Consider the following 19,322-nt stretch of genomic DNA (forward strand, 5'->3'; position numbering starts at 1 on the left):
CCGAGATCGGGGGATGGGGTGGGGGTGTGTTCAACGGGGGCGCCTGGCTGCAGGTGGATGGCAGGCGGGTGGACGTGCATTACCGGGACCTCGACGATGTCGAGTACCGGCTTGCCGAGGCCCGTGAGGGGCGCTTCGAGATCGAGCGGTTGCTGTTCTACCTAGCCGGTGTCCCTACCTATCTGGTCGTCGCCGAGCTGGCTATCAACAAGGTCTTGCACGGGACACTGCCGCGGCCCGACTATCCCGACGCGCTGAAGCAGCGTGCCTCGACGTTGTGGGCCGACGTTGCCCGGTACACCCTCAGCTACATCAGGCCCGCGTATGCCGAGCGCGGTCGGCTGACCGAATGCGCCGGAGCCATCGCACTTGCCGCCTGCCAGACGGCGCACGCAGTACTGGCTGCGCGGGGCGAGTGGATCACCAATGAGAAGCGTCTGCTGGATCGCGCCGGTCTGCGGGAGATCGACCGCGTTCTGAGCAACCTGACGCAGGACCCCGATCGGTTGACTGCTGCTGTCGACGAAACGGTCGACCTGCTGGAGACCGCCCTCAGAACTGCCCGTCATTAAGGCTGCTGTCCGGAATCACCGGACGATCAGGTATCTGAAGGCGGCCTGGATGTTGGCGTTGGAGGCGGTGACGAACTCCGAGGACGGCGGGGCGAGATTGCTGGCGTAGAAGGTCTGGGGGCAGCTCGTGCCGCTGATCTGGACCCTGGCGTTGGACACGAGTCTGCCGGTCCGCACCTCGTAGACCTTCAGCGGAATCGCGATCCGGTAGAACGTCACGTCCGAGGGGAAGGGGAAGGTATCGCTCGAGTAAGAACAGGTCTGGACAGCGGATCCGTTCTCCGGCGGGTCGGCGCAGACGATCAGCGCGGCTCTGGTGACGTCACCGGTCCGCCACTGCGCGGGGAGCCTGTTGGAGTACTCCTTGTTGCCGAAGAACATCGCGAGGTTGGTCGCACCCTTGCGGTACGGGACAGCGCCGCTGTACTTCGCCGGCTTGTCGCAGTACTGCGGTTGCGTGTCTCCGAAGCCCTGCAGCCGCTCACGGACCTCCGCCAGCTCGAGGGCGAGCGTGGCCTTCCTGATCCCGGTCTGGGCCCTCCCGGTGAATGAGTTGCCCGGGTACTGAGTGAGCAACTGCTGGTACCGCATGCGGGCGCTGAGCCAGGTCTTGCCCGCGGCAAGCCTGTCTCCGCAGGCGACGAGCGCTGTGGGTGCGACCTTCTTGACGGTGTCGGCCGATCGGTCCAGAGCGTTCTTGGTCGGCTTCCGTTGGCGGAGCCAGTCGGTGATCCCGACGGTCTGACAGGGGTCCGCGGTGGGCAGGCCGTCGAGGAACTCGGTCAGGACCACGTCGACCGTTTTGTCCTGGCCGGGCTCGGCGAGGACCGAGCCGAGAGTGTCGAAGCCCGCAGTCAATTCGCCGGTGTCCCCGCGCAGGCCGGTCCTCAGGTGCGTCCGGGCCGTATCGAGCCGGTCGCAGGACTTCACATCATCATCTCCGCGGACGGCCAGCGGCGCGTTCGCAACGCGGTGGCCGAACTGCACCTTGTCCTGGGCGGTCCGGACGTCTGTGCAATTGCCGCTCTCGCGGGCTTCGGCAACGCTGTCCGCGATCCTGCCCGCATCGAACCGCAGGATCCCCACGGCCAGCAGCACCTCGACCGTGACGATCAGCGCGACGAGCCGCCGCCCGCGATCCGTGGCCCGCTGGCCGCGCGAACCCAGGTACCACCCGTGCGCGATGACGACCAGCCACCAGGCGACCACGGCGATCTCGCACCACGGTTTCTCGACCATGACCACGGTGGTGACGAGCGCGGCGGTGACCACGAGGTTGGCAACGGCGAGCGTCCATCGCCGCAGCATCAGATACCCGACCCCGAGCAGCGATGCGTTGCCCAGTGCAACAGCTACCGGATCCTGGGTCCGGGCGGCACTCGGCGCGGACGGCGGGACGACGTACGACGGGTAATCCATCCTGGTCTCTCCTGTCACGCACAGACACGGGGCGAATCCTTATTGTTCACCACCAGCGCGTCACTGACCCACAAAATGGCCCCGACCTGCCACTTGTTGCACTCACCGACAAGGGTTATCCCGCAGGAGATTTCTGGCTCAGGATGCAGAGCCACTTCCCGTCCTCCCGGGCGTACACCTCCGAGATCCACTCGACGACGGTGTACGTCTGACCGTCCCACGCACCGGCACTCGCCTTGCGGGCAGTCAGTACTGCGGTGCTCCCGTGCACCGCGATCCGTGGGGCGCTGGTCGCCTCCATCAGGTCATGGCGCAGCCGTCCCGACCTGATCCACCCGACGACGTCGGCCTTCGATGTGATGCCGTCGGCATCGACATAGACCCAGCCGTCCGCCATGAAGCCAGCTACCTCGTCGGCGTCGTTGCCGATCAACGCCACGTCCCAGGCGGCGGATACCGCCAGAACCTCGTCCTCGACACTCACGACTGCCTCCCACGTTGGTCGTCTGCGCACGATATCTATTCACGGCGGCCCGGGGCAGCCCCTGATCGTTGCTGTCGACAACGGCTCTGCCCAGTTCTACGACGTCACCGAGCTCAGCTGTGCTGCTTCTGACTCGGCGGTCGAGGTGTGGCCCGCGACGGGTCGCGCTTCGCTAGTGGGCAGCTAGCGGATTGCTGGTGTGGGCCAGTTCCTGTCGCCGCCATGCTCCGGGCGGGGTTCCGTGATGGCGCCGGAAGGCTGTGGCGAACGCGTACGGCGAGCCGTAGCCGGTCACCTCAGCGATCTTGGCCAGGCCCAGCTCGCCATTGCGTAGATAATCCCGGGCCAGGGTCATTCGCCAGTCGGTCAGGTACTGCATCGGAGTCTGGCCGAGTGCCTCCCGGAAGGTTCGCGCGAAGGCCGCCCGGGACAGTCCGCTGATCCCGGCGAGTTCGGGGACCGACCAGGGGTGCGCGGCATCCTCGTGGATGGCTTGCAACGCCGCGCTCAGCCGGGGATCCGCCGACGCCCGGTACCAGCGAGGTGCGGTGGGGCTCTGCCGGAAGCTGGTACGGATGGCGAGAACCAGAAGGATGTCGAGGAGCCGGTCCAACACAGTGGGCTGACCTGGCGCAGCGGTAGCGAGCTCGCTCGACAGCAGGCCGATCACGTCGCGGAGGGGATCGCCGACGGCCGCCGAGAGCGGCAGCACCTGGGGCAGCGCATCGAGCAGGCCGCTGCCGACGTCCCCCGAGAAACGGTAGGCGCCACAAAGGAAAACCGTCGCCCGTGGGTCGTCCGCATATTCGTCGCGCGAGTGACAGGCCCGGAACTCCTCAGGCTCGAGCCAGGTGGCGCCCGGTTCATGGCCGATGTAGTGATCGGGGCCGCCGCGGACCAGCGTCACGTCGCCGGGCGCGAGCTCGACCGGGGTCAGAGACTCGTCGTCGAACCACAGCCACGCCCGCCCCCGTACGACGGTATGGACGGAGAGCTGGATCGAGCCGGCCAGCCGCAGTCCCCAGGGAGGGGCGGCCACGGTTCTGACGAAGACAGCGTTCGAGGCGCGCGCCCTCGCGAGGTGGTCGCCCAGCAGATCCATGCGCCCACATTAAGCAGGGCAATCACAGTGCTCAATCCTTTGAGCGTTTGGAACAAAGAACCGAGAGAATCGAGCATTGATCCGCTCCACTCGTGGCCTCACCGTGGAGGCATGGACGAATCAGAGCAGACGACACTTGTGCTCGGCGGTACCGGACGAACCGGATCGCTGGTGGCACAGAAACTCATTGAGCGGGGTCTGAAGGCGCGGACAGCCTCGCGCCACGGCGCCGACGTGGTGTTCGACTGGGACGACCCGGGTACGCATGCCCGGGCCCTGGAAGGTGTCGACCGCGTCTACCTCGTCACGCCCATCAACCGAGTCGAGTACGCCGGCCTGGTGTCCGACTTTCTTGATCTTGCCGCGGGAGCCGGGGTGCGGCACGTGACGTACCTCAGCGTGTACGGCGGTGACCAGGCGCCACCGGAGGTCGACATCCCGGCCGTAGAACTCGACCTCGCGTCCCGAGAGACCTTCACACACTCCATCCTGCGGCCTGCCTGGTTGATGCAGAACTTCAGTGACGGACACGTGCCGGTCGCCGAAGGTGCAATCACTCTGCCGACCCGCGGCGGCGCGGAAGCCTTCGTCGATGCCGGCGACATCGCGGCGGTCGCGGTCGAGACACTGATCGCGCCAGACGCCCACGCCGGCGCGCAGTACGCGCCGACCGGCCCTCAAGCGCTCACGGTCAGCGAGGTCGCCGACATCATCACCGAGGTGACCGGCGGACCCGTCATCCACAACGACGTCGACGCTGACGCATGGATCGGCGGTGCGGTCGCAGCCGGCTTCGTCCCCGCCGACTACGCCGTGATGCTCCGCTGGCTGACCGGGGCCATCATTTCCGGCAACGGTTCCCGGCCGAATGACGACATCGAGAAGGTCACGGGGAGGCCGCCGATCACCTTCCAGGACTTCGCCCGGCAAAATGCAGCCGCTTGGATCGTCCAGCCGGCCAGCTGAGCTCAGGTGAGGCGGGCGGTTGCGAGGACGACGGGGGTTGCCTGGTCGGACCAGGTGCCGGTGAGTGTGTTGTCGCCGGCCGCGTCGGCCTTGAGGTCGATCACTCGGTTGATGCTGAGCTCCCATCCGGCTGCGCGGATGGTGGTGACGGCGCCGTCGGTTGAAGATGACAGGTCCGCCACCGTGTCGACGGTTGCGAGTTGCTGAGTGCGGTCGCCGCTTCCGGTGACCTGGGCCGTCGGCGTACGGAATTCGCGGCGGCCGTCGACTTCGAAGTACTCCTCAGCCTGTACGCCGCCCGCCAGGATCGCGGCGGCCAGGGCATTCGCGTAGACAGGATCCCCGCAAGCGTCATAGACCCAGCGTTTGCCCAGGACGGTGTGCTCCGTGGTGTTGATCAGCCACGGCTCACCGCCCTCCAGGGGAGCGGCCCGATAGGTCATCGGTACCTGCAAGATCTGGGCGCCGTCGGCAAGGACCAGGTGGGTGTCGAGGCCGACCTCACCAGCCGGATCGTCGAAGCGGTACGACCCTAAGAGCTGTACCTCGGGATCCGCCCCGCCGGCGTACCAGGGCCGGCTCGGAAGCCAGCCGGCGATCAGTTCCATCTTCGAAGGCCGGATCTTAGCCCGGTGAATCAGCGCCACACCATGATCCTACGGAGGTCAGCTTTTGCGTGCGGGGTAGGGCCTGGCGCCAGGCCCTACCCCGCACGGTTTCTCAGTTGCTGAACGCTTCGCACCGCTTGCCGGCGTTGGCGTTGTTGCCGCCTCCGGCCTGCGCCACGTCCGAGCCTGCACCGCAGTCGATGCTGTCGTTACCGTTCCCGGTCTTGATCCTGTCGTCGCCGCCATCGGCGCCGACGACGTTGTTGCCACCACCCGCGTCGATGTGGTCGTTCCCGCTCTCGGTGGCGACCTTGTCGTTGCCCGACCCGGTCGCAACGGTGTTCGTGCCGCCCCCGGCAGTGACGACGTTATTGCCGCCGCCCGCCTCGATCGAGTCGTCGCCACCACCCGCGGTGAGCTGATCGTTGCCCGACCCGGTCGCGATGGTGTTGGTGCCGTCGCCGGCCTTGATGACGTTGTTGCCGCCGGCTGCGTCGATCCAGTCGTCTCCGCCGCTGGTGGTGAGCTGGTCGTTGCCGCTGCCCGTCGTGATGCAGTCGCTGCCGCCGTTGCCGTTGACCGTGTCGTTGCCGCCTCGCCCGATGATCAGGTCGTTGCCGGCGGCACCAGAGATCCGGTCGTTGCCGGTCGTGGCGACGAGGACGTTCTGGATCGCGATTCCGGCGCATGCAGTCGCGGGCATGCTGTCCGCGCGGACGCCGACGGTGCCGGTCTGCTGGATGCCGGTCAGCCCGGTGACCTTGCCGTTGGCCGACGTCTCGGTGAAGGTGACCGACCCGCCTTGGTCGACCGTCAGCGAGATCGGCACGCCGTTCACGTTCACCTTGACCACTGCTCGCTCGCCATCGACCGTCGTGATCGTGCTGGTCTTCGCGGAGCCGCTGAGTTCGTAGGAGCCCTGTCCCAGCGTGATCGTCGCGCCGCTACCGGCCAACTGGAACTGCGCCGGGACATCCCCCGCCCCGACGTTGACCAGTACTCCTGCAGGGTTGTCCGCATCAGAAACCGTGAGGACGCGACCGTTGCGCTTCAGGATCGTGCCCGACGTAGTACCGCCGGCGAGCGCATCGGAGAACGTCTCGTTGGCCGGGTTGCCCGACTGCGAAGTACCGGGCGGGAACGTCACGTCCATGGTGTCGTTGACGCCGTCGTTGTCCGCGTCAAGGTCGTCCGCGGTGCAGTTGAGTGTGCCGCTGCGCAATGCGTGCCCGTCGAGGTCGTTGTCGTCGGACCAGTAGACGGGCTTGTGGCCGTCCACGCACTCCGACTGCGGCGCGATCACGAATCCCTCGTTGTTTGTGTTTGGCATCGAGCCCGGCCGCTCGTACAGCTCGGTGACGGCGAACTTCCCGTCGGCGGCGATGCCGAGGGTCGCCGTACGGCCGCTGCAGGTGTCGTCGCAGACCGCCCACAGGTGGTTCGTCTCGGGCTCGAAGTTGAGGTCCATCACGCCGGGGAACCCGCTCGCGATCGTGGCGACCCGGGTGTACCGGCCGCCGACCTGGTCAAGCGCGTAGGCGTAGATCGTGCCGTTGCCCTCGAGCCCGACGAAGAACAGGCCGTCGCCGTGGCCGGGATAAGTGCTCGGCTGGTACGCCGCTCCGGTGTGCTCGTCGAAGAAGCCGTGCGAGGTGAGGAACGAGTCGGGGATCCAGGAGATCCCCTCCAGCCCGCTGTTCGCGGCTACCGGCGGCAGGTCCGCGGTGAGGTTCCACTCCTTCGTGGCGGTGAGGCTGTTCGCCGTACCGGTCGGGTCGAAGCGCAGTACCTCGGGACGGCTGACGTTGCTGTTGCTGTTGTTGCGCTCGGTCGAGACGAACACGCCGCCGGCCAGACCGGCCGCGGTCAGAGTCACGCCCTCCGCGTCGGGATCACCGGTGCCATCCGGGTAGTGCAGCGCCTTGCCCGCGTTCCAGCCGTCTGTCGTGGCGGGCACCCACTTGGCCCCGTCCCACTCCATGCGGTACAGCGTGCCGGGGCCGTTCTTCACTGCCCAGAGCACGCCAGGCGTCGTACTGCCGGATGCCTGGTAGGCCAGCCCGCTTGTGTTGGTACCGAACGTGCTGGCGTCGTCGACGGTGCTCTGTGCGGCACCGCCCGGCCACGGCGAAACGGGAACCTGACCGGCGCAGTCGTTGGCCGCGCCCTTGGTCGACGACGTGGTGGTCTCGAACGTGCCGGTTCCGTCTGGGCAGCGGCCGTAGGTTGTTGCAGCGTGGGCGGTCCAGCTGTAGGTGTCTTCGAGTGTGGTGCCGTCTGGCAGGAAGAGTCGAGCGGAGTCGGCGCCGCCGAGCCCGAAGACCGATTCGGTGTCGACGGCCAGGAATGCGCCGGCGGCGATGGTGGTGGTGCCGGCTGCGATGGTGAAGGCGTGGGTGTCGTCGTTGTCCTTGACGATCCATCCGGACACGTCGACAGGCGCCGTACCGGTATTAACAAGCTCGACCCAGTCGCCCGGCGTACCGCCGTTGGATTCGACCTCGTTGATCCTCACAGTGGACGTGACCTGCTCGTTCGCCCAGGCAGGCGGCGCCGTGACGAGCAGCGGAACAGCGGTCAGTAACGCGACTGTCAAGGTGATCGGCGCACGCCAGTTGATCGACACTCTGATGTCCTCTTCGCAGGTCGTCGCGACAGATCCCCCAGCCGCGCCCGACAATGAGCAGTACCCCCGAGGGAAGCCTCAGCCACCTCGGCAAATAGGACACAGACGCTAGGCGAACAACTGGTAGGCGAAACCCCCGAAGGCAGCTTGATGCCAGCCCCCGACCGGCGGGGGCTCAACCGCCTGTTGGGGAGCGCGGGGTATCGGCCGGGGTCGCCGCGTGTTGTTCTTGGCCACATGCTGACTGTGAGCGTTGAGCGGGCGCAGGTTTACGAGCGGCGCTCTGCGTGGATGTTGACTGGCGCCGCCGTCCTGTTCCTGGCGGTGTATGCCTGGCCGATCCTCGACCCGGACCTCCCTTCCGGGTTGGTCAGGGCATGCTCGATCGCGAACGTCACCATCTGGATCGCGTTCGGTCTCGACTACCTGGTGCGGCTCACCCTCGCACCCAGCAAACGGCGGTTCGTCCGCGGCCACCTACTAGACCTGGCGGTCCTGGCCTTGCCGCTGCTCCGGCCGCTGCGGGCGGTTCGGGTCGTGACGGCCCTCGCCCGACTGAACCGGACTTCGGTGTCTGTGCGCGGCCGAGCCACGGCGTACGTCGTCGGCGCCGTCGGCCTCCTCGGGTTCGTCTCGGCCCTCGCGGTACTCGACGCCGAGCGGCACGGCGATGATCCCAACATCGCCTCGTTCGGAGATGCGATCTGGTGGGCCGCCACCACGATCACGACAGTCGGCTACGGGGACCGGTTCCCGACAACAGCGGAAGGCCGTTTCGTCGGGGTGGGCCTCATGATCGGCGGCATCGCCCTCGCCGGCACCATCACGGCCGCTCTTGCCTCGTGGTTCGTCGAACAGATCAGCACAGCCGCGCAGGTAGAAACGGATACCCGAGACCAACAACTCGCCGCTCTGGTGGCGGAGGTTCAGGCTCTCCGCGCCGAGCTCGATCATCGGCCGACCAGTGGCCGCCTTTGAATCGTCAAGTGAGACTAGAACCGACCAAGACGCCACGAAGCCCCCCGACCGAGTTCCGGTCGAGGGCTTCGTTTGCGACTCAGCTGTGGATAAGCGGCTGTCCGAGCGGAAGCGCTCCACCGCCTGTCGACTGCGAGGCTGAGCTGAAGAACAGGTAGACACCCACCGCGGCGAAGAGGAACACCACCACACCGGCGACGTTCAACACCCCCGTTGATGCCTGCAGGGTGCCGATCAAGACCAGCACCAGTGCGATCTCGATGAGCGCGAAGAGCACCGTGTAGACGATCGGTAGGCGGAGTGTGGCCAGGGTCAGCATCCCGATCACCACCAGCCACGAGATCAGGAACAGGCCCTGCGTATCGACGGCATCCGCAGCCGCGATGGCGAACCAGTTGTGCGTCAGGCCCAGTACGAGCATCGCGTAGCTCAGCCAGAACCCGGCGAAGATGCCGAAAACCCCGGCGACCGCGCTCTGGCCGACAGCGGCCGCCCAGACGGCCGCGATCACCAGGCCCAGACCGGTGGCGGCCACGATGATGGCGAGCGAGGCCCCGACAGCCGCCGCCGGCACGTAGCCGACAAGGACGAGACCGAGTGCGACCGATCCCACGATGAAACTGGGGAGACCGATCAGGGACGGGTCTCCGGTCACCGCCGGGACCGCGGCCTCAGTGGCATGGACCTCTGGAGCGATTTGGGCATCGGCGTGGATAGTGGTCATGGCAAGCTCCTTTCGGGAGATCCCCCCAACTGCGAAACCTATGGCGCTGCGTGCCCGGCAGACGTCTCGTTTTGAGACACTCTCTGGCCCGGCGCTCACACAATGCCGAAGGGCAGCCATGCCGTTCCCGGAAGCCTCAGGACACGTTGGCGATCTTGCATTCAATGCCGGCCGACCCAATGGGAGCTTGCGCTGGGGTGGTTCCTCCGAAGGTGGTCGTGCCGCGAACCTCGAAGGTCTGACCGCCGATCCTCTGGCGAGAGGCAGCGTCGAAGACGTCGACGGTCACTGAGTAGCTCGTCGCGTCGCCTGAAATCGTGCCGCTGATCGTTATCGTGCTCTGCGATCCGACCGTGTTCACCTGGCAATCGACGTTGGTGCTGTAGCTCTTCGAGTCGAGGACCGGAGTACTCCCTCCTGGCACACCGATCAGGTAGAGCACGGTGAAGAGGACCAGGCACGCCAGCACACCCAAGCCGACGATCAGGCGAGTCTTCCGCATGGGGCGCCGAGGCGAGCCGTAGCCATCGTTGGCCGTAGTCCACTCGTGAGTCGGCATCCCTGTCTCCTGTAACCGTGATCGATCTTGATAGGCGCAGTTGGCGCCGGGTGAGCGTACCTGTCGGTATGTGTGGCTGATCAGGATCGGTCTGGCTATCGATGATTGGGATGCCGCCTGGTTGTCGGTTACCGGTCGCGAACTGCGACGAATGAGACGGCAATTGAGACGGCGCAGTGGGCTCTGTGGATTTCGGCTCACCGATGTCTAGGGCCTCTGCTGGCGCGCCGTCGGCCAGCACCGACCGGCAGTGGTGTCGCGGGTGGGAATGACCATCAGGCGAGCACCGCCTCGACGGCTGGCCGGATGAGGGAGAGGGCGTTCAGTTCACGCGCTATCTGTTGGAGGTCGCTGACGAACTCTCCTGCGGCCGCCTCGTATTGCTCGATGTTGAGATCGAAGGCCCTGAGCGCATACTGCGCGACGACGATCGGTGGATAGGAGATTGCCGGCCGGCGGGTGCCACGCGGTACGGCGATGTGTACGGCGGCAGGTATGTCGTCGATCAACTCGTGAAGGGCGAGGGCGGACTCTCCGCAGATGACGGCATGGGGAGCCCGGGTGTGCACTGCCAGCAGATCGGCGTGGGCGGTCTCGGTGGCATCTGCCCGCCGGTAGACGCCGCGCGTCAGCTCATCCACCGCGTCGTCGCTGACCAGTGCCGCCAGATCCCGTGATGACAGGCCGGCCTGGCGAGCTGCGCCGTGATGAACGTGGGCGCAGCGTCGTTACCCGGCGCCGTAGCCGAGGTGGCTCCGATAGATCCATGTATCAAAGCGCACCCCTTGAAGGCGATGAGGGGTGCGCTTTGGTGCACAGCGTGTCCTGCGATTGGTGGCAAGAGACCCAGGCCGCGACCGCCCGAACCAGGGCGTAGCCAGATCAGGCCTTGTACAGGCACACGGAGTAGATGACGCGGCTGGACTTGGGACTGTCGCCAGCCGGCTCGAACCACAGCATGGTCTTGCTCCGCGGTTGATAGCCCACACTGACGGTCTTCGTGACCTGGCGGCCCGCGTTGCCCTGCAGGATGGTCGACGTGCTGTTTCCTCCCTGCTCCAGGCGTATCCGGATATTCTTGGTGCTGCTCGGGGTCCTGTAGGTGACTGTCGCCTTGGCATTCCCGCCCGGCCACGTGAAGCGGCCGAACCCAACTCCGGCGCCAATTGCGCCGTAAGATTCGGTCCGGGAAAAGACGCAGGTCGCCGCGTCGGCCCTGATTGTCATCTGGACCGCGACGGCGGCCGACATCAGCAGGGCGAGCGCCGTCGCCAGCACGGACACTCTTCGCACAGACAGGCCCACAACTACTCCTTCGATGGTTTGGACGGCCGCTTCTGGCGCGGCTTGAACCAAAACCTAGGAATCACCACTGTCGCCACGCTGCCCGTACTGCGCCCGTACCACGGAGCGGCCTTCAGGTTGAGAACCTCGCTGGGCCCTCCAACAAAACGGCCTGGTCGCATCACCGACCAGGCGGTTCATCTGCTTGACCGAGACTGTGCTCTCGCCTTCAATCACGTGGACTCGCAGATGCAGAGTTGAAGCGGCGCATCCACGTCAAATGGTCGACCGGACCAGTCGCCGAAGCGCTCGACGAGCCGGAGGCCGCCGAGCGAGACGAGCAGCGGCAGCTCCTGCGGGAAGATGCTCCTGATTTCGAGCGGTGCGACGACGAAGTCGGGCTCGGAGTCAGTCGAGAGGTACCACGTCCCGCGGGTAACTTGCGCGGGCGCATCGTAGATCTCAGCGACATCGACGCTGACGTTGCCACGGTCAGGATCCATGAACGACAACGACTCCCGGGTTCGCCGCACGCCATCGGCTTCGGCAAGGAGGCGCACGCTCGGGTTGAATACATCGAAGACGAACCGTGCTCCAGGTGCTAGGTGTCTTCGAACCGACCGGAAGCAGCTCACCAGATCCTCAGCCTTCTGCAAATGCAGTAGGGAATTGGCTGTGATGAACACGAAATTGAATGTGCGGCCCAGATCGAAGGCCCGCATGTCGCCCTGCATCCATTCCACCGCTACGCCGCGCTCGTTCGCCTTACGCTGAGCCTCAGCCAGCATGTCTGACGAGAAGTCCATGCCGACGCACGGATGCCCGTCGGACGCGATGGGGATCAGCTTGTGCCCGGTGCCGCACCCGAGTTCCAATACGCGCCCGCCTTGCCGATTGGCGTCGGCCCGGTAGAAATCGACTGCAGGCCCACCGCCCGGGAACATCAGGTCGTACAGCCTCGCATGCGAGTAGAACTCTTCACTCATCAAGCGCCTCTTCCTTTCACACTGCTGACGACGAAGTCCGGCCGGAGTCTGGCCACGGCGTAGGGACAACTGAGACGGAATGACTGTTGGGGGGCGGCTCCCGACTAGGAAACGCCCTCAGTGTGTTCGTCCCCTACGAGCGACCACATACAGCGCTGACCAGCGGAAACACCGATCGGGTGGCCACTCATCAGAGTGGCGGAGGATACGAGATTCGAGGCGCTGTACCGAAGCAATCGTGGTTACGCCTTGCTGACAGCAAACGGCCGCGACCGCCAGGCGAGGGGCCGCGCGCTCGCAGCCCCCTACACCTGGCGAGCCGCGGCCGCAGCCCGCCTGGAGTTCTACAAGATCGTTGCCTGGCTATGCCAGGTAAAGGAAGTCGACGGCAGGTCCGGCCACTCCTTCTGCCCCGGCGCAGGTAGTGGGCTTGCCTGAGGCCTCAGGCGGGGGAAACTGGCGCATGTGCTCGCACTGCTGCCAAGCCGCGTCGGGGCTCGGGTAGTCCCTGTAGTAGAAGCGCCAGCCGAGAAGCCAACCTGCTGGTGCCGAAACCGTACGCTCCACCGCCGCAGGCTGTGCTTTGACGACCTGCGCCTCGACGGCCTGTGCCGCCGGTGTGGCTGCTGCCATCATCGCGAAGCCCACCGCGATGGTCCCCAGTACGCGTTTGGTCTGCATCTGCTCCCTCTCGTTCTGCAACTGTCGGATGACAGCACTGCATCAGCCTCGCACTCGGAGTCCACCGGGGGTAGCCATTCAGTGTTCTTCGAAACGTCTTGCCGGGGTGCGGGCATGACGGGCCAGTTCGGTGCTGCTGTCGCGGTTGTCCTGGCGGGAGCGGGCCAGCGCGCCGGCGTAGCGCCGGTGAATGGTGCGCAGTTCAGTGAATGGTGCGCAGTTCATCAGGGTCGATCTGTTCGCGGTCTGGCGGGCGGCTGTGGCAAGACCTGGAGGAAGAGGACGAAATCGACCCTTACTCGGTACAAGAGATCAAGGCGTTGACCGAGGAGGCGAGCAAGAATCGAAACAGTGCTAGGTGGGCAATCGCGCTGGCACTGGGGCTACGCCAAGGCGAGGCGCTCGGGCTGAAGTGGGCGGACGTTGACCTGAAGGCTGGGGTTCTCAGGGTGCGGCGCAGTCGCAATAGGCCGAAGTCCAGCATGGCTGCACGAAGAGACCGTGCGGCCGTAAGCCTGGTTTCTACCCGGAACGGCAGTTGGCACGGCCTGAGGCGGCTGACTCCTACCAACCTCGGCCAGACCCTGCACCGTGGCTGCTGCCAACGCCTTCGTCATCATGCAAGACCTGACCCGCTGACTGCGTCGTCTTACACCGTCGAGGACGGCCTCTGGTCGTTTGGGTCCTGACAGCCTCAGTGAGGTTACGGGTAGCCGAGTCTGCTGGCCAGTGCGGCCACATCGCGTCTGGACGAGGTACCGGTTTTGCGAAGCAGGTTCGAGATGTGCGCGCTGACGGTCTTCTCGCTGATGAACAAGGCAGCTGCGATCTCGGCGTACGTCCGGCCGGCGACCAGATATGCGAGGATCTCGCGCTCCCGTCGAGTCAGGGAACTGAAGGCTTCCGGGGCATCGTCGAGCGTGTCGGCCGTAGCGGGGTGCGGCTCATCGAGGGAGATCCTGGCAACCGTCGCCAGTTTCTCGACCTCGTGTCGGAGCGGGCCGGCAGAAATCTCGTCGGCGAGCTGGTACGCCGATCGCAGCGGCACCGCGATGGCGGCTTTGCTTGCACCGTCGGTCAGCAGGGCCTGTGCCCAGCGGCGGGAGGCGACCGCCTCGTCCCAGCGCAGCCCTGCAATGGCGCAGCGACGTGCCGCCTCCTCCCAGAGAGTCGAGGTCCCTCGTTGTCCCAGGCATCGCGCGGTCTCCGCGGCGTGGAGCGCTTCGACGGCCGGGGTGATCAGATCATCGTTCGTGATACGAGCGAACGGGGGCGGTTGGAGCTCCCGGCGGCGCTCGACGATTTCGTCGAGCGATCGTTGGGCGCGCGTCACGCCGTCGCGGTCACGACGGTCTCGTGCGTGGTCGGCGAGGTCGGCGGCCGCGCGTGCGCTTAGCATGAGCATCTCGTCGGCAACTCGCGGGCGGACGATCTGGACGGCCATCGTGTGCGCGAGCAGCTCGAGGGCTCGATCCGGCCGGTTCTCGGCGAGCAGGTATTCCGCGAGGGTCGGAGGCGCCCACAACCCCGGGCGGTGCTCGAGGTCCGGTATCAGCTCATGGAGACGCTGTACGTGCAAGCGAGCCTGGTCGAGGTGACCTCGCCGTGCGGCCAGCAGGGCTGCGGCCAGCCGGACGACAGCACTCATGGTCGCGACCCTGGCGAGAGCCAGTCCGGTACGGACGGCTTGGTCGGCCTCTGCATGGCGTCCGAGGATCAGGAGAAACCGGCCGAGGTCGCCGGCGTGGAAGGCCGCCACGTTGGTGGCCCCTTCGTCGAGCGTCTCGCGCAGCCCGTCGGCATCCAGTTGCACGAGGTCGGCCAGGCGGCCGCGCGGGGCCAGGTAGGCCATTCTGGCCCATCGGGCGTGCAGCATGCGGCCTGGGTGGCCCGTGAGCCGTGCGTGGCGAAGGGCTTCAGCGGAGGCGGCATCGGTGCGCTCGTCCCTTCCGTACGCTTCGGCCAGAGCGCGGTGGGCCCGTGCCAACGCGTCATGCGATCCTGAGCGATGGGCCGCCCGGGCGGCTTCGTCGGCGTATAGCTGCGCAGACTCGAACGACGTAGCAGTCCAATTGTGGGCAATGCTGAGCTCAGCAAGTGCGGCGGCATACTCTGCGCTGTCCGGGAACGGCTCAGAGAGTCTGACGGCATGCTCGAGCGCCTCGAATGCTTGGCCGCTGCGCCGGCCCGTCCAGAACTCCGAGAGCGCCGTTTCCCGCACGATCCGGCTGGCCCGAAGAGGATCTCGGCGTTCGTCGACGAGCTGCAGCGAGCGACTCCAGGCAGCCAGCGTCTCCTCGCCGTCTCCGACCAGATCCGATACGGAGGCTAGGCGCTCGAGCAGATCGAGCTCACCATCCGGCGGTTGCGCATCTGCTGCGTGGACGGTTGGCCACAGACGCGCTGCCCGGCGCAGATGCACCGCCTCCTCGGGCATGGCTTTCAGCTGTCTGGCGAGGTCCGCAGCGCGCAGCGACGCGTCCAGGCTCGCTGCTCGATCGTGGGCACCCTCGTAGTGACCCGCGAGCTCGCCGACCCGGCGCAGTTCATCGATGGCTGTGCCGGTTCGGCTCTCCAGCGCCTCGGCCCAGGCGGCATGGACAGGCACCGCCTCGCCGGGCACGAACGTGGCGTTCAGGACCTCGGCGAGCAGCGGGTGGCGGAACCAGCACAGCTCACCACCATGTGCCACGCAAATCCCGTTCTTCGTTGCTTCGACCAGCGCAACGGTCACCTTCTCGGCGTCGATGCCGCGCGCCGCGGCCACCTCGACCAGATCGTCCGCCGAGGCCGGGCGTCCGCAGACCGCCAGTAGTCTCACCACCTCGCGGGACGGGTCATCCAATCGGTGCCAAGCGGCCAGCAGCGCGCCGGTCAGCTCCGCGGGCAGATCGGCAGGCAGGTTCTGGTCCGCGGCCGTCAGCCCATGGACCAGCAGTTCCGTGAAATAGGGGTTGCCGTCGGAGCGCTGTACCACCGCGGACACGAGGTCCGGATCGGCCTGACCGCCGAGCAACAGCGACAGCTGCTGCTCGGTCTCGTCGCGGCTCATTCTGGTCAGACGCAATGACGACACCGAGGGCAACCGGATCAGATCGGCCAGCCAGACATTCAGCGGATCCCCGGCCGCAATTTCCTCGTCGCGGTACGTCGTCAGCACAGTCAGCCGCTGGCTGCGGAAACCGGCCACCAGATAGGTGATCGCGTCGCGCGAGGCCAGGTCGGCCCACTGGACGTCATCCACGACCAGCACCGTCGGCCGCTGCGAAACCAGCGCCTGCAGCAGTCCGTCGATCACCGGAAGCAGCCGGACCGTGCTTCGCGTCGGCTGCCCACCCAAAGATGGCAGCAGTTCGGCAGCGGCCGGGACGGCCTCCAGCGCATTGGCCCTCTCCGACGGCTCGGCCGACTCCAGCCAGCCCTCCAACGCACCGATCAGCGCGACGTACGGCGCGTCGACCGCACCAAATCGAACACCACGACCCCATAAGACCGCCGCGCCACTTGCCGCCGCGTTGTCACATACAGCGCGTACCAGGCGCGTCTTACCCACGCCCGCCTCCCCGTGCACGAACACCGCAGACGGTCGTCGCCCGACGGCAGCGCTGATCGCCCCCGCGAGGACCTCCCCCTCCTCGACACGACCTGCGATACCCGGCAGCGACGGGACTGCAACCCCACCCATTTCAGCAGTCTCCGCCGAAACGAATCAGATGTCTGCACCACCGCAGCCAGCCGTGCCGCGAATCTAAGGGTTCGCCCGCCGCTTCTAAGGACTCGTACCCGATGTGGCCGTTGCGGCACAGAGGGAATCTGAAGCCCAGAGCGGCAATCCCGCCGCTACGACCCATAGGGGAAGTCATGAATCGCACCCTCACAACTCTGGCCGTATCGGCACTCGCGCTGGGCGCCATCGGGCTGACCGCGACCGAAGCACCGGCCCGGGTTCCCGACGACGTACCGCGGACCACCACGGTCACGCCGCAAAACCAGGGGCCGCCGAACTACACGAACTACGACCCAAGGTACGAGGTGCCTCGTCTCCAGGTTGCGCCGGTCATCAATGCACCGGACGACACCAGTGTTGAGGTTCTGCAGGCCGGCGCGTCCGCGGTCGGCGGCGCGGCCATCGCCTTCGGTGCGATGTGGCTGTACCGGCGTCGCCAGGCGCCAGCCATCTAGCCACCCGCATCGGCGGCCTGCTCTCGGCCACTACGAAGTCGGGCCGGTCGCGCTGGCGACCGGCCCACCTTCTGCTCGTCCCTCAGAGGGCTGAAACCACGCTCTGAACTGCGGTTTCTCTACTCCGGGGAGTGGCGGAGGATACGAGATTCGAACTCGTGAGGAGTTGCCCCCAACACGCTTTCCACGACCGACACTGTGCGTTCAGGAAGATCCGTCGGCAGTGTCGAGGGCGTCACTGCTCGATAGCTGAACCTAGATGAACGGCCCCAGACGCAGACGGATGAGACTACCTTTGAGACTGAACGGCGTCTTTTCAAAGCGGCTGTGCGGTACGCGCTGACCTGCGCCTAGTCATACGCCCAGGCCGTCTCCCGCGCGAGTTCCGCGTGTGTGGCCAACCTGCGTCGCGAATCGCCGCCAGCGACTACCCGTCCTTTCGCATGGACTGATCCCGCAAGTAACTAGGACCCGGCTCGCAGGTCATCGACGAGTCGGTCGATCACGCGCGTCCTCGGGTCCCCATCCTTGGCGGCCTGATAGTCCAGCGGATTCGCGCGAATACCTGTGTGCTACGTCCCGCAGCTTTTTCGTGGAGTGGCGGATGCCTCTCGGCAGAAGACATATTCGAAACGTGAGAGGGCCCGATACCCGATACCAGCGCTTGACCTGCGGAAACATCATGCAGGGCGGGTACGCGTCCATACGTAGTCCAGGGCTCGGTCACAGAGATAAGAGTCAGCCTCCGCGCTGGGTGGCAGTGGTACCGACTGTGCCGGGTGTTGGCTGGGGGCCTCCAGGGAGTTGCGGTGGAGGCGGGCGTACCTGGAACCAGCTGATGGGTTGCGAGTCCCAGTGAATCGGTAGACCCTCATGTAAGTCTTCTGCGTTGCCTGTTGTGCGTTCGGTGCGAAGTTCACCACTCGGGATCACGTCCCGATCGCTCTCAATCTCGAGCCAGACGATCGACCTGGTCACTCCGTCGGGTCCTGGACCCCCGCCCCGAACGACTACCTCAACGACGCGGGTTCTGTGTGCGTCGAGCTGCAATGTGCGTGTCTTTGGATCGACTTCGCGGCCGTTGGCTGTCACCACGGCGCGTCTAGGTTCATCGCCTGGAGCCGTCTCAGTGCGGGGCGTGAACGTCAGCCGCGCTCTGCGCTCTCCCGGGTTGGTTACGAGGATGAGCATCCGGCGGACCTCAAGTTGACTGTAGATGCGAACGAGCGCGCCCCCTTGCGGCACCATAACGAGCTGGCCATTTTGCATCTGGAGGCCAGTGCTGATGAAGAATATCTCGGCAGCTCCCGACATCCAACGTCGACCAGGTTCCGGCATCGGAGACCCCCTAACCTCTCCCCAGCATCCTCTCGTTGCATGGCCATGTCACGAGGCCCCTGCAAATGTCCGCCTGAGACGGCTTGTTGAGACTGCCGTTGAGACTAAGCACGAAAACGGCCCGGTCGCTGATGCGACCGGGCCGTTCTGTGTTCGTCCCCTGCAAGTGACCACATAGTGCGCTGACCGGCGGAAACACCGATCGGGTGGCCACTCGGGGAGTGGCGGAGGATACGAGATTCGAACTCGTGAGGGGTTGCCCCCAACACGCTTTCCAAGCGTGCGCCCTAGGCCTCTAGGCGAATCCTCCAAGCGGAGAGGATACGCGAGTCTGTGGGCGGAGATGAAATCGGGGAGGGAGCGGGAGGGCGGGGCGGGAGCTGGGCGTGTTCGAGAAGGAGGAGGGAGGTTGGCGTGAACCTGGGTGGGGTGGGGGGCGACTGTAGGGGTGAGAGCGAGCGGAGGAGGAGGTGAGGGGTGGAGCGGGAGTGGGTCGGGGTCGTCGTTCGGGCGCAGGTGGGGGAGCGGGAGGCCGTTGCGGAGTTGGTGCGGGGGTGGCATGAGGCTGTTTGGGGGTATGTGCGGCGGATGCTCGGGAAGGACGAGGTCGCCGATGACGTGACGCAGGAAGTTTGGGTGGCGGTGGTGAAGGGGTTGCCGCGGCTCAGGCAGCCGGAGGGGTTTGCGGCCTGGTTGTTCACGATCGCGCGCCGGGCGGTGATGAATCAGTTACGGGACCAGTACTCCGGGGCGCCGGCTGCAGGTGAGCTACCAGTCGGGGAGGACCTAGCTGATGCAGTGGTTGATCGGGTG

The 19,322-nt window shown here is 66.1% G+C and carries 19 protein-coding genes and 1 tRNA gene; 6 read left to right on the forward strand and 14 right to left on the reverse strand.

Annotation, left to right across the window (positions count from 1 at the left end):
* Positions 1 to 572: nucleotidyltransferase domain-containing protein (locus tag VFG33_RS35600; RefSeq protein WP_325057425.1), on the forward strand; the 572-nt coding region annotated here is incomplete at its 5' end.
* A 15-nt stretch (positions 573 to 587) separates the two neighbouring features.
* On the opposite strand, the gene VFG33_RS35605 is transcribed toward VFG33_RS35600, so the two are convergent.
* The 3 genes from VFG33_RS35605 to VFG33_RS35615 all read right to left on the reverse strand — a co-directional run bounded on the left by VFG33_RS35605 (position 588) and on the right by VFG33_RS35615 (position 3,577).
* On the reverse strand, positions 588 to 1,991 hold the full coding sequence (locus VFG33_RS35605; RefSeq protein WP_325057426.1) for a hypothetical protein: 1,404 nt from the start codon (positions 1,989 to 1,991) through the stop codon (positions 588 to 590).
* A gap of 115 nt (positions 1,992 to 2,106) precedes the next feature.
* Complete coding sequence (locus VFG33_RS35610) at positions 2,107 to 2,475, reverse strand: nuclear transport factor 2 family protein (RefSeq protein ID WP_325057427.1); 369 nt, start codon at positions 2,473 to 2,475, stop codon at positions 2,107 to 2,109.
* A gap of 172 nt (positions 2,476 to 2,647) precedes the next feature.
* On the reverse strand, positions 2,648 to 3,577 hold the full coding sequence (locus VFG33_RS35615; protein ID WP_325057428.1) for an AraC family transcriptional regulator: 930 nt from the start codon (positions 3,575 to 3,577) through the stop codon (positions 2,648 to 2,650).
* Positions 3,578 to 3,688: 111 nt separating this feature from the next.
* Between VFG33_RS35615 and VFG33_RS35620 the strand changes: the two genes are divergently transcribed.
* Complete coding sequence (locus tag VFG33_RS35620; protein ID WP_325057429.1) at positions 3,689 to 4,543, forward strand: NmrA family NAD(P)-binding protein; 855 nt, start codon at positions 3,689 to 3,691, stop codon at positions 4,541 to 4,543.
* 2 nt (positions 4,544 to 4,545) lie between these two features.
* On the opposite strand, the gene VFG33_RS35625 is transcribed toward VFG33_RS35620, so the two are convergent.
* A complete protein-coding gene (locus VFG33_RS35625; protein ID WP_414673010.1) occupies positions 4,546 to 5,190 on the reverse strand; it encodes a CG0192-related protein in 645 nt (214 codons plus the stop codon).
* 73 nt (positions 5,191 to 5,263) lie between these two features.
* Positions 5,264 to 7,777, reverse strand: coding sequence for a lamin tail domain-containing protein (locus tag VFG33_RS35630; protein WP_325057431.1), 2,514 nt, complete (start codon positions 7,775 to 7,777; stop codon positions 5,264 to 5,266).
* Positions 7,778 to 8,068: 291 nt separating this feature from the next.
* Between VFG33_RS35630 and VFG33_RS35635 the strand changes: the two genes are divergently transcribed.
* On the forward strand, positions 8,069 to 8,755 hold the full coding sequence (locus VFG33_RS35635; RefSeq protein WP_325057432.1) for a potassium channel family protein: 687 nt from the start codon (positions 8,069 to 8,071) through the stop codon (positions 8,753 to 8,755).
* Positions 8,756 to 8,834: 79 nt separating this feature from the next.
* On the opposite strand, the gene VFG33_RS35640 is transcribed toward VFG33_RS35635, so the two are convergent.
* The 7 genes from VFG33_RS35640 to VFG33_RS35670 all read right to left on the reverse strand — a co-directional run bounded on the left by VFG33_RS35640 (position 8,835) and on the right by VFG33_RS35670 (position 13,214).
* Complete coding sequence (locus VFG33_RS35640; RefSeq protein WP_325057433.1) at positions 8,835 to 9,479, reverse strand: GPR1/FUN34/YaaH family transporter; 645 nt, start codon at positions 9,477 to 9,479, stop codon at positions 8,835 to 8,837.
* 136 nt (positions 9,480 to 9,615) lie between these two features.
* Complete coding sequence (locus VFG33_RS35645; RefSeq protein WP_325057434.1) at positions 9,616 to 10,038, reverse strand: hypothetical protein; 423 nt, start codon at positions 10,036 to 10,038, stop codon at positions 9,616 to 9,618.
* A gap of 275 nt (positions 10,039 to 10,313) precedes the next feature.
* Entirely contained in the window at positions 10,314 to 10,679 is a 366-nt protein-coding gene (locus VFG33_RS35650; protein WP_325057435.1) for a type IV toxin-antitoxin system AbiEi family antitoxin domain-containing protein, read from the reverse strand.
* Positions 10,680 to 10,920: 241 nt separating this feature from the next.
* Positions 10,921 to 11,316 carry a hypothetical protein gene (locus tag VFG33_RS35655; protein ID WP_325057436.1) on the reverse strand — a complete coding sequence of 132 codons (396 nt, stop codon included), beginning with the start codon at positions 11,314 to 11,316 and terminating at the stop codon, positions 10,921 to 10,923.
* Between the two features lie 239 nt (positions 11,317 to 11,555).
* The gene (locus VFG33_RS35660; protein WP_325057437.1) at positions 11,556 to 12,308 is read right to left on the reverse strand and encodes a class I SAM-dependent methyltransferase; all 753 of its coding nucleotides are present in this window, start codon (positions 12,306 to 12,308) and stop codon (positions 11,556 to 11,558) included.
* Between the two features lie 363 nt (positions 12,309 to 12,671).
* Positions 12,672 to 12,989 (reverse strand): hypothetical protein, encoded by a 318-nt coding sequence (locus VFG33_RS35665; RefSeq protein ID WP_325057438.1) that lies wholly within the window; start codon positions 12,987 to 12,989, stop codon positions 12,672 to 12,674.
* A 78-nt stretch (positions 12,990 to 13,067) separates the two neighbouring features.
* A complete protein-coding gene (locus VFG33_RS35670) occupies positions 13,068 to 13,214 on the reverse strand; it encodes a hypothetical protein (RefSeq protein WP_325057443.1) in 147 nt (48 codons plus the stop codon).
* On the opposite strand from VFG33_RS35670, the gene VFG33_RS35675 reads away from it, so the two are divergent.
* Positions 13,199 to 13,678: a tyrosine-type recombinase/integrase gene (locus VFG33_RS35675; RefSeq protein ID WP_325057439.1), complete on the forward strand. Its 480-nt coding sequence runs from the start codon at positions 13,199 to 13,201 to the stop codon at positions 13,676 to 13,678. The genes VFG33_RS35670 and VFG33_RS35675 overlap by 16 nt on opposite strands.
* A 14-nt stretch (positions 13,679 to 13,692) precedes the next feature.
* On the opposite strand, the gene VFG33_RS35680 is transcribed toward VFG33_RS35675, so the two are convergent.
* A complete protein-coding gene (locus VFG33_RS35680) occupies positions 13,693 to 16,674 on the reverse strand; it encodes a helix-turn-helix transcriptional regulator (RefSeq protein ID WP_325057440.1) in 2,982 nt (993 codons plus the stop codon).
* A 176-nt stretch (positions 16,675 to 16,850) separates the two neighbouring features.
* Between VFG33_RS35680 and VFG33_RS35685 the strand changes: the two genes are divergently transcribed.
* Positions 16,851 to 17,171, forward strand: coding sequence for a hypothetical protein (locus tag VFG33_RS35685; protein WP_325057441.1), 321 nt, complete (start codon positions 16,851 to 16,853; stop codon positions 17,169 to 17,171).
* A gap of 1,560 nt (positions 17,172 to 18,731) precedes the next feature.
* On the opposite strand, the gene VFG33_RS35690 is transcribed toward VFG33_RS35685, so the two are convergent.
* Positions 18,732 to 18,819: transfer RNA gene (locus VFG33_RS35690), tRNA-Ser, on the reverse strand.
* Positions 18,820 to 18,986: 167 nt separating this feature from the next.
* On the opposite strand from VFG33_RS35690, the gene VFG33_RS35695 reads away from it, so the two are divergent.
* Positions 18,987 to 19,322 (forward strand): RNA polymerase sigma factor (locus VFG33_RS35695; protein WP_325057442.1); only part of this gene is annotated, 336 nt, incomplete at its 3' end.

The organism is Kribbella sp., assembly GCF_035687465.1.
Classification (GTDB): domain Bacteria; phylum Actinomycetota; class Actinomycetes; order Propionibacteriales; family Kribbellaceae; genus Kribbella.